Origin of the sequence: Phaeodactylibacter xiamenensis (assembly GCF_000759025.1) — a bacterium.
Taxonomy (GTDB): domain Bacteria; phylum Bacteroidota; class Bacteroidia; order Chitinophagales; family Saprospiraceae; genus Phaeodactylibacter; species Phaeodactylibacter xiamenensis.
Genome location: NZ_JPOS01000035.1, coordinates 202,267 through 212,740, shown reverse-complemented (window position 1 = coordinate 212,740; position 10,474 = coordinate 202,267). Strand labels below are relative to the sequence as shown.

General features: G+C 47.9%; 9 protein-coding genes. 1 reads left to right on the top strand and 8 read right to left on the bottom strand.

Annotated features, from left to right (window positions below; genetic code table 11):
- The 8 genes from IX84_RS14540 to IX84_RS14505 all read right to left on the bottom strand — a co-directional run.
- On the bottom strand, positions 1–1,373 hold a 1,373-nt coding region (locus tag IX84_RS14540; protein WP_044222123.1), incomplete at its 3' end, for a reprolysin-like metallopeptidase.
- Positions 1,374–1,837: 464 nt separating this feature from the next.
- Positions 1,838–2,521, bottom strand: coding sequence for a hypothetical protein (locus IX84_RS14535; protein ID WP_152605068.1), 684 nt, complete (start codon positions 2,519–2,521; stop codon positions 1,838–1,840).
- Between the two features lie 127 nt (positions 2,522–2,648).
- Positions 2,649–5,006: a M4 family metallopeptidase gene (locus IX84_RS14530; RefSeq protein ID WP_044222117.1), complete on the bottom strand. Its 2,358-nt coding sequence runs from the start codon at positions 5,004–5,006 to the stop codon at positions 2,649–2,651.
- 235 nt (positions 5,007–5,241) lie between these two features.
- Positions 5,242–5,919: a spermidine synthase gene (locus IX84_RS14525; protein ID WP_044222114.1), complete on the bottom strand. Its 678-nt coding sequence runs from the start codon at positions 5,917–5,919 to the stop codon at positions 5,242–5,244.
- Positions 5,919–7,130, bottom strand: a complete 1,212-nt coding sequence (locus IX84_RS14520; protein WP_044222112.1) for a GlmU family protein — start codon at positions 7,128–7,130, stop codon at positions 5,919–5,921. The genes IX84_RS14525 and IX84_RS14520 overlap by 1 nt, the downstream gene beginning before the upstream one ends.
- Before the next feature lie 249 nt (positions 7,131–7,379).
- Positions 7,380–7,667: a type B 50S ribosomal protein L31 gene (locus tag IX84_RS14515; RefSeq protein WP_044222109.1), complete on the bottom strand. Its 288-nt coding sequence runs from the start codon at positions 7,665–7,667 to the stop codon at positions 7,380–7,382.
- Positions 7,668–7,761: 94 nt separating this feature from the next.
- Positions 7,762–8,337: a PepSY-associated TM helix domain-containing protein gene (locus IX84_RS14510; RefSeq protein ID WP_202965252.1), complete on the bottom strand. Its 576-nt coding sequence runs from the start codon at positions 8,335–8,337 to the stop codon at positions 7,762–7,764.
- Positions 8,338–8,435: 98 nt separating this feature from the next.
- Positions 8,436–8,900, bottom strand: a complete 465-nt coding sequence (locus IX84_RS14505) for an Lrp/AsnC family transcriptional regulator (RefSeq protein ID WP_044222104.1) — start codon at positions 8,898–8,900, stop codon at positions 8,436–8,438.
- Between the two features lie 295 nt (positions 8,901–9,195).
- Between IX84_RS14505 and IX84_RS14500 the strand changes: the two genes are divergently transcribed.
- The gene (locus IX84_RS14500; RefSeq protein WP_044222100.1) at positions 9,196–10,467 is read left to right on the top strand and encodes a cystathionine gamma-synthase family protein; all 1,272 of its coding nucleotides are present in this window, start codon (positions 9,196–9,198) and stop codon (positions 10,465–10,467) included.
- Positions 10,468–10,474 lie beyond the last annotated feature (7 nt).

Below are 10,474 nucleotides of genomic sequence, written 5' to 3'. Positions count from 1 at the left end.
TCATAGTAAGAGGAATAAGTAAAAGAACCGATATTATCGTGATAAATATACAATGGTCCAGTGGCATTGGCATTAAATGGGGGGTCTGCAAATCCGCCCTCCACCATACCTCCAAATAAACTAATCGGGCAAGCTGTCTGGGCTATCATTCTAGCATTATTATGATCATCTGTCCCAGTGGCAAATTCCTGATAAAGTCCTTCCGGATTAGAAAATCTCAATACCCTGCTTACATCAGCGTTCCCGTCCATGACAGTACTCATATATTGGGCACAAAAATTTTGCCCCTCACCAGATATTGGCAATGTGCATATTTCATAAGCATTAGCAAATCCGTGTGGGTCTTCTTCCTTTAAATGTCGGCAGCCAAGTAAGTGTCCTATTTCATGGGCAAAAATATCTGACGGAGCTTCTGTATCAATCACACTAAAAACCATATTCACGTCTGGTACACCATCTGTGAATCGGCCATCATTTATCATTGCAATTCCGCCTAGTTGCACACCATCTGAAAAGAAATCCATGACTTGGAACAAGACAACCAAATCGGCATTATATTCATCTCTAAGGGCTGGAATATTCTCATTTTCAGCTAAATTACTTCTTACTATAAGGCCATTATCATCTTCAATATATCCTTCCAACAATTCATACCCTGCAATTTCAGCCGAGACATTGGTATTAGGAATCGCAGATTCGGCAAGGGCAGTATTTAGGTCAGCTACCCCAAGTATTGCTTCTTGCTCATAATCTATCCCTGCGTCGAGTACTTCTTGTGAATAAAGTATTAATACGCTTATTATTGCATCACAGCTTTCTACTTCTTCATTGTCACCATCGTTTGGCCCCATTAAAACGTCTTCCTCTTCAAAAACTTCATCTTGATAACAACGCCCTACTACTTTCTCTTTATCTATTTCTATTAGAACCTGGTCATCATCTAACTCTGTACCCAAATCGCGAATAATAAACCGGCGGTCCCCAATATTTATGCGCCCAAATTTTTTGTCTTTTTCTTGAGCAAATACAACATCCCCTAATAATTGCCCCTCTTCACTATAAATTTCTCCTGACCAAATGTAATCCCTATCTGAATAGCGTCTTGGTCTTTTCGCAAATGCATAAATCGGTGTCTCAATGTCAGGCAAACTAAATTCAAATGAGCCATTATTTTGAAAACTCCAAAGATCATTCATCTTTATAGGCTTTACCTCTAAATGTTTGGGGTTGCTTTCCTGCTCATAAAATAACGCTGCACGATTGTTATCAGAAAGAAATAAATCTTTCGACATTGGTTCGATAAAGTCGGCTTGAGCATTAACTTTATAGTATATCAAAAAGCTTAAAAAGCTTAAAAGAATGATGTTTTTCATGGTTTTAATTTTACATATTACCAAAATTTAGAACAAAGATTCAGATTGATCTTTCGTTAGGGACCAGTACAATTGTGACTAACAACCAGATCCACGCGATAGATTGACCAAATTCATAGTTCAATATTAAAAATGTGCGATCAGAATAAGCGCTTATCCCATTGTCACCCTTAAGATAAGAAGGCTCTGGAAACTTTTTTGTGACACTTTTCCCGAAAAAAGACAGGGTAGATTTTCACTTATTGCACCTGAAAAAACAAATACGTCCTTCATAATCAGGTCTGTAGCTACGACTAAAATGCTGCTCAGGTAACGCTCGCCGATTTACCAGCACGGGAAAAACCGCTTTTCACCCCACCACGCCCCCATCATTCACCAAAATCCAGTTCCCGTGGACATCCAGGGAAGTGGGGTCAGGCAATGCAACCTGCCCAACTAGCCTTTGGATTATATAAAATAAGCCTTCAAAACCGAAGCTCCATACCCCTGCGCCCTTTACCAGACCACGGCGCCTTGAACTGAAGGATCAGCGTAAGATTAAGCTCATTGATCGGGCGGAGCATTTCCCGGTCTATACCTCTGTGTCCAAAACCTTTAAAGTAAGCTACCTCTATCATATATCTCTTATACCAATAAGCCAGCGACATTTGGGCTGTATACTCAAAGTAGGCACCGTTGAATGTATTGAGAGATACTTTGGAATAATTTCCACTACTGTATCTACCTATTTCAGGGTTATGAATATAGTTTAAGCCAAGGCCCATTCCTAACAAAACCGCATCTGCAAATGAACGTTTAACAGCTAAATCTGTACGCCAACTATCAAAACGAAAAAAATTACACGGAGCAACTCCATTACAGTAAACCTCGAAGACTCGATTGGGGTAATAGGTATTAGTCCAGGCAAGGAAAAGTTTTTCGTCCAACTGATGTTCTACCATCAGCCCAAATGCCCAATGCTCCACTACCTGATTTTCGAAATTCCAGTTATAAGTGGTGGTCGCAGGGTCGCCCTGGAAGAACGCTCCTTTATTTATATCCGTCAACCCTCCACTCAGCCGAAGGCTGAAGTAGGTCTGCCCGTCAAGGGCACTTACGCTGAGCAGTAGGAGTAAGGCAGTAAAGGTACGTTTGAAGTCCTGTTTCATGGCTATATTTTTAGCCCTCCTGATCTCCGAAATTGCTCCTCCCCTTGAAAAGAGGGTGCAGAGATGCATTACTCGTTCTTTCTGGAAACCAGGAGGGCACTTTTAACTTTATGTGCTAAACATTCCGCTATCTGTTAGGCATTACTTTTTGCGTACCTAACCATTTTCCATTTTCGTCAAAGTATTGCAACATTAGCATGCCGTATCGGCTGGGGAGACCTTCATCTCTTATATCTTTGAAGAGCCCATCATAAACCAGCCTTCCCATGATGTCGAAACCTTTAATCCAGTACACTAATTGCTGTGGAACGCTTTGATCTATGGTGAGCCAGGCTTTATCCAGGCGCTGTTCGGCAGCACTCTCATGTTGCCCTTCATTATTATGCATCAATGGCTGCAGGCTATCATAGTATTCCCAACAAGTGGGGTCATCGCCGTCGCGGTCAATTAACGTCACCGTGATAGACTGATTATATGCGGGGCCTACTGTAGGAGAATATACGTCAATTTTAAAGAATTGAGGGTAATAAGGGTAATTATCAAATTGAGTTACATATAAACAAGTGCCTTCAAATAAGTTCGTACCAGACTGACCGTTAGCCGTCCAGTTCGCATCTCCAGGAACATACCACCTGTACGTAGCATTAGGAATCCCTCCATTTATACATAACGACAAGACATTGTTTTCCTCATAAACAATAGTGTTTCCAGTTATAGTGTATGGACAAATAGGTGTATTACCCACACAGATTTCATTCCATGCTCTAGCGATCGAAGTGTACTCTTCCGAACATACACTATGTTGCAATTCAACCACCCCTAAAACCGCATCTTTAAGGTCGCTGTAATCGCTTAATGAGGAATTCGCTGCCAGGGCATCCATGATATAGCCTAAAACCGTTTCCATGCCCAGTGAGTTGATGCCCAGAGCGGGGTCTCCTGTACTTACCAAGAAAAACCAATGACTAAGTGGAGTGGACCTCGTGTGTTGTTGGAGTAAATTTTCAACATCCGAAAAACAATTGAACTCAGGGTTGGCTAAGTCTCTGTTTACTTCTGTAGCTACAGCCGACTCATCATCACCTATTACCCAATCGACTGTGCCTTGTATAACGGACTCGACATAGGTACCAAACATATCTGCGATACCTTCGTGAAGGGATTCATTTCCTGCATTTGTATATTCCAGCGACTCCCCAAACATATAGCAATGACCTAGTTCGTGGGCAACGATATCAAATATAGCCGTAGTTGACCCTCCTAAGAAGCCTAAAGCTATAAAAGAACTAAAATCAGTGGATTCACGGAAAGCCATTGCGTTATCCTCTTCATCCACAGCAACCCGGACCGTGCCAAAATCTATTTCTAAAGAGGAGGAGAAAACTTTTACGCACTCCGTCGTTGCAAAATGAGCTTGATAAACATGAGGAGAGGCTGTAGTCCCGTCCCACTGAAGGAGGTTAGTTGACGGTATAAAGGCGTCAGGCCATTCACTGAGATTAATGCCCAAAGGTCTTGCCTGCATATTTCCACCAAAATCATAAGTTCTAACCTCCGTATCCAGGTTTTCAGTAATTAGCCGGGTTACTGATCCGTCAAACGAATCATCCAAATCATTGGTGTTTCCAGGAAGTTGCCCATATCCGGGTGTTTCCATAGGAGCAACCAAATTCATTGATCCGTCGATTACTTTAAGTACCGTCCCGTTTTTGGCATCTACCCATGCCCTTTTGCTTTCACCATCAATAATATAGTTAACATCCCAGGCCAGATAGTAAGCACAATCATTAAGAAGATTGGGCCAGATGCTCAAATTGGCATCTAAAACAGACAGGCTTGCCTGAGGTTGGGCTACATAGTAATTCCCCAGAGTATTTGCCACTGAAATCGAGCTCAATGGAATAGGGTCTATCGAGTGCACCTCTGTTGCAACAAACGGAAAAAGCATTTTCACTTCTAAACAGGGGTTTTCAGGACCTGTACCTGGCCCAGCCAGAGCAGCAATCGTGAATCCTCCCCCTTCAACCCGGATGTTCTTATAATATTGTTGATAACGGTAATAACTGATCCCATCGTCACCCCGGCTCTTTTGTGTTTTTACCAGCTGAAAACTATAATCATTATTCAATCCCATCATACTGCTGATGCTATCCAGGCCTCCCAGCTCGTGCCAGTGGTCAGCTCTGATTATCATCCGGCCACTTGGATAAATGGTATCAGAAATATACTCCATTGTTTCTAATGCCTCCTTATCAAAAAATCCATTGTAGCTATCACAGGTAGACCAAGCTCTATAGCTATTTGTTTCGCCCTCTCTTTGAGCAGAGGAAGCATTAGTCATTATAAACAAGAGCACTATTGCTAGCAGAAACTTAAGAACGCTGTGTGTGTGTGTGTGTCCTCCTTCGCCTATTGGCTTCGGCGGATGGAATGTGTGTGTGACTTCTGTAATAACAGCGCCACGCGAAAGATTAAGCAAGTTCATTGTTCAGTGTTTAAAACTTGAGAGATAAAGAATAAGCGCTTATCCTATTGTCACCCTAAAGATAAGAAGGCTCCGGAAACTTTTTTGTGACACTTTCCCCAAAAAAAGACAGAGCAGATTTTCGGCAATTACAAATGGAAGAAAAGATATCGAGCTAATAATCAAGCCTGTAGCTATGGTCAAATCCATGCTCAGGCAGCGCTCGCTAATGTAATTGCAAAAAAAAAACCGCTTTTCATCCCACCACGCCCCCATCACTCACCAAAATCCAGTTCCCCTGGACATCCAGGGAAGTGGCATTGGGGAAGACCTGCTGGAAAATGTTGGTGTAGAAGGCCTCCGTATCCCGCTTGTCATCCGGGTTGCGGTAGAGGCAGTTGTAGAGGAGCACGCCGCCCGGTTGCAGCAGGCCACGCAGGGTTTCCAGGTAGGAGGCAGTTAGGAAAGCGGCGGGGATGACGTCATCCAGAAAGATATCCATACAGATGAGGGCGAAGGTTTCGTCCAGTTGCTGCGTATAGGCAAAGGCGTCGGCGCAGATGGTGGTGACCGGGGAGGACAGCCCGCTCAGCGCATAGGTGTTGGCGAGGTAGATGACGTGGGGGTCCAGCTCAACGGCGAGGTAGCTGAAATCCTGCTTAAAGACGCGCTCCAGCATCAGCGGTACCGAACCCAGCCCCAGCCCCAGCAGCAGCACTTCCCGGCCAAGCAGGCGGGCAAAGTCGATTTGCCGGAAGGCATACAGGAAGTTGGTGTACAAGTCCTCGTAGGAGTAAATGGCGTTGGCAGTAGACAATTGATACCGGCCGTTGCGCATGCTCACATACAGATGCGGATTGACCTCGCTGGGCGCACTCTCCACATGCACCTCCGTGAGGTAAGACAGCCATCGTTTCCAGCGGGGAACCTCCATCAGTCTTCTTTTTCCCATTTGCGGTACTGACGGGTGTCTTCAAAGACCCGCAGCAAAATGAGGCGCTCCTGCACCGAAAGCGTGTGCCCCCGGCGCTCCATCACCCGGTCCATCGTCTCGAAGGCCTTGTCGGAACGGTAAGTCTGAAAGCCCTGCTTGCCGCCCCAGGCAAAAGAAGGGATAAAGGTACGCGGGAAACCCTCACCAAATACATTGGAACACACCCCAATCACCGTACCGGTATTGAGCATGGTGGAGATCCCCGTTTTGGAGTGGTCGCCCATGAATAAGCCGCAGAACTGCTGCCCGGTCTTCACAAAGCGCTCTTCCTCATAGCTCCATACCCGCACCTCATCGTAGTTGTTCTTGAGGTTAGAAGCATTGGTATCGGCACCGATGTTGCACCATTCGCCGAGAACGGCATTGCCGAGGTAGCCTTCGTGGCTTTTATTGCTGTTGGCCAGCATGACCACGTTGTTGATTTCCCCTCCTCCTTTGCAACCGGGGCCAAGGGTGGTGCCCCGGTATACTTTGGCGCCCATTTTCAGAATGCCGCCCTCGCCCAGGCTGAAACCGCCCCGGATCATACAGCCTTCCATCACCAGGCTGTCTTTTCCGAAGTAGATGGGGCCGTCCACCGTATTCAGGGTGGCACACTCCACATTAGCGCCTTCCTCCAGGAAAATCTGCTTCGGATCACCAACTACCCGATTGCTCGCGCTCAGGGGGGCAGACTTGCGCCCTTTGGTAAGCAGCTCAAAGTCTTCGGCAATGGCCTGCTGATTATGGCGGTAGATATCCCAGAGGTAATCGATCTTCAGGTACTCTGTCCCCTCCAGATCGAACCCATTAAGCTCGCTGATGTCGTCATCACTAATGAGGCGGCTGATCTGCTCCTCATCCAGTTTGGCCACGATGAGCTCTTCCCCCCGGAGGTAAGCCTCGTTGTAGTCCATCTGCTTAATGAGGCGGACCAGCTGAGGCGAAGGCAGTACAGATCCATTGATGATGTAATTGTCTTTGCCGTACTCAATTTCGAAGCGCTCCGCCAGGTAATCCTGTGTGATGTAGGAAACCGGGGCATCCATCCAGCGTTCCCATTTTTCGCGAATAGTCAGTATCCCCATCCGGAGTTCTCCCACCGGGCGGGTAAAGGTCAGCGGCAGGAGCCGGTCACGGACTTCGTTGTCAAAGAGAATAATATTGGGCATAATGGCATTTAGTAGTTTGACGGAAATAAGCCAGACCGTTTTTCTTTAGGCTTTTGCATCCAGGTTAACCGGGACGCAAAACCCAAAACGGACCAGTTTATTTTGTTCCCGTCCCTTAGGGTTATGCGGCAAATATATAGAGGCGGACCAAGCTTTCCACCATTTTGGAGACAGAAATAACAAACGAAGGGGTAGCTTTGCATATTTTGCAAAACTACCCCTCTGCGAGCGGCGAGCGCCTGAGAAGACCTAGTCTTCCTGCTCCTCCTGCTCTTTTTGCTTTGCGAAGCGCGTCTTAGCGAACTTCTTATTAAACTTGTCGATACGGCCGGCAGTATCCACAAACTTCATCTTACCCGTAAAGAATGGGTGAGAATAAGCGGAAATCTCCAGCTTGGCCAGTGGGTACTCTTTGCCGTCTTCCCAAGTGATGGTATCCTTTGTAGCCACACAAGACCGTGTGATGAAAGAATCACCGGAAGAGAAATCTTTGAACACTACCATGCGGTAGTTATCTGGATGAAGATCATTTTTCATTGCGCTCGTTACTTTAGCTTCTTAAAACGGAATGCAAAGATAGGCTTTTTCGGGAAAGTGCGAAAATTTGAGGGCGGATTATTTCAATTGTGTTTTAATCCCGGGGCTTTCGGTGGCGTTTGGCTGCCCGCAAACGCTTGGGCCCGTACCAGAGCCAAAAGCCGGTTATTGTGAAGATCAGCAGCGCCAGGGCCATAATGGTGGTGTAGACGAGCTTGAAGTAGCCGCCTCCGATGCCAAGCGGGCCTTCAACGATAGAACCATCGTGCAGGGCTTCCAGCCAGTCGGAGTGGCGGGTGGCCATCTGCAGGACTTCGCCCGTGGCGCCATCCACCTGCACTTCGGTATGATGTCCTTCAAAGCGCACCTTGACCACACCCTTTCCGGGCCGCAGGTCCATGCGGTCAATTGTAGTGCCGGCCTGTGGGTCTGCCGCTTCCAATGCGGCTATGGCCCGGTTGGCGAGTTCGTCTACAGGCATCCATTCCGTAAGGCTTTGAGAGGTACCGCGCTGGGTGGAGGGCAGAATAGCCCCGCCGCTGTGCTTTTTCCAGCCCAGGAAAAGACCGGAAACGGCAATCCAGAAAAAGAAAAAGAAAAGCAGCGCTCCGGTGTAACGGTGGAGACTGCGAAAAGTACGGAGCAAGCTGGCTTGCTGTTTGGTATTCATACGGTTCATTTGCAATGAAAACGGAGACGAAGATAAGAATACCGCTCCGGCTCAACCGTATGCCAGCAGTCAAATTCAATGATCAGTCCGGGAAGACACTATTCAATGGGCACATTAATTTCCCACTTCACTTCCTTCATCACGAAGGAGCTTTGCACATGGCCGATATTGTCGAGGGTAGCCAGTTTGGTCGTGATGAAAAAGTGGTACACTTCCATATCCACCACGGTTACTTTAAGCAGGTAGTCAAAGTTGCCCGCAACATGATAGCATTCTGACACCTCCGGCAGTTCGGCAACCTGTTCCTCGAAGCGTTCGAGGTACTCCTTGGTATGCTCTTTGAGCCGCACATTGCAAAACGCCATGAGGTGGTACCCCAGCATATCCTTGTCCACCACGGTGGTGTACTTTTTGATGTAGCCGGCGTCCTCCATCTTTTTGATCCGCTCATATATAGGAGTAATGCTCATTCCCAGCACACTGGCAATTTCCTTATTGGTGGCCTTGCCGTTGTCCTGCAGCATCGTCAAAATGCGGCGGTCGATCGCATCTAAAGCTTTCATTGGCGAAAAAATTTCTATCGTTAGGGATGTTGTTCGACCTAAAAATAGGCTTTTTCTTTTACACGGGGTAATAAAAGTGTTGTTTTCCCGGTGTTTCCCTCGTTATGGGTTTTCTTTCTCGACCGCCCTATTTTTGTACGGAAGGGGATTCACAGTGTTAAGCCTGTCGTTCAGGTACAGCATCCGGGGGCCCTGCTGACAAATGTCGTTGCATCTTTAGACGCAGCGGCTTACATTAATTCAAACCTAACTAAATTGGGGGTGCCGGGTGCATCCCACAGAAAACCAGATCATTATGAAGTTCAAGCCAGAAAGCCTTATGATGTCCCACGGTTACCAACCGGAGTGGTCGGAAGGCGCCATCAAATGCCCCATTTTCCAGACGTCTACCTTTGTGTTTAAAAGCGCAGAGGAGGGCAAAGCTTATTTCGAGCTGGCCTATGGCCTTCGGGAACCCGATCAGGGAGAAGCGCCGGGCCTCATCTACAGCCGGCTCAACAACCCAGACCTGGAGATTCTCGAAAACCGGCTATGCCTTTGGGATGAGGCCGAAGAATGTGCTGTATTCGAAAGCGGTATGTCTGCCATTTCCACGGCGATGCTTGCCTTTCTGAAGCCAGGCGATGTATTGCTGTACAGTAAGCCGCTGTACGGGGGCACTTCCCACTTTATTACCGAAGTCCTCACCCGCTGGGGCGTAGAGATACAAGGTTTCCAACCTACGGAAACGCCTGATGCCATCATCCGCCGTGCCCGGGCAGAAGGCTGGGCCGACCGTCTGGCTATGATCCACATTGAAACGCCTGCCAACCCCACCCATACCCAGATCGACATCCGGGGCATGCGGCAAATTGCAGATGCATTAGGTACGGAAGACCGCCCGGTTCGTGTGGCCGTAGACAACACCTACATGGGCCCGCTCTGGCAGCATCCGCTGAAGCATGGTGCCGATTTAGTACTCTACTCTGCCACCAAGTACATCGGTGGGCATAGCGATGTCATTGCCGGTGCCTGCCTGGGCAGCCGGGAGGTCATGATGCCCATCAAAACTCTGCGGACTTTCCTTGGCAATATGGCCGGCCCCTGGACCGGCTGGTTGCTGATGCGCAGCCTGGAAACCCTCAAGGTGAGAATGGAACAGCAGTGCGCCAATGCCCAGAAAGTAGCGGATTTCCTCAGCCACCACCCGAAAGTGGAGCACGTGAATTACCTCGGGCTGCTCACGGAAGCAGATGGAGAAGCCTACCGCCTGTACCAAACCCAATGCGAAGCACCGGGCGCTATGCTTTCCTTCAATATTGTGGGCGGGGAACAACAAGCCTTTGCCTTTCTCAACCACCTGAAGCTGGTGAAGCTGGCCGTTAGCCTGGGCAGCACCGAATCCCTGGCACAGCACCCGGCAAGCATGACTCATGCCGGTATCCCCCCAGAAGAACGGGAAGCCATGGGCATACGGGATCAGCTCGTGCGTTTATCGGTGGGCGTAGAAAATGCAGATGACCTCATCCGGGACCTCGGCCAGGCCTTATCGGCGGTGCCCGTGCCTGAAGCCGCGAATGCATTTTGAGCAAATC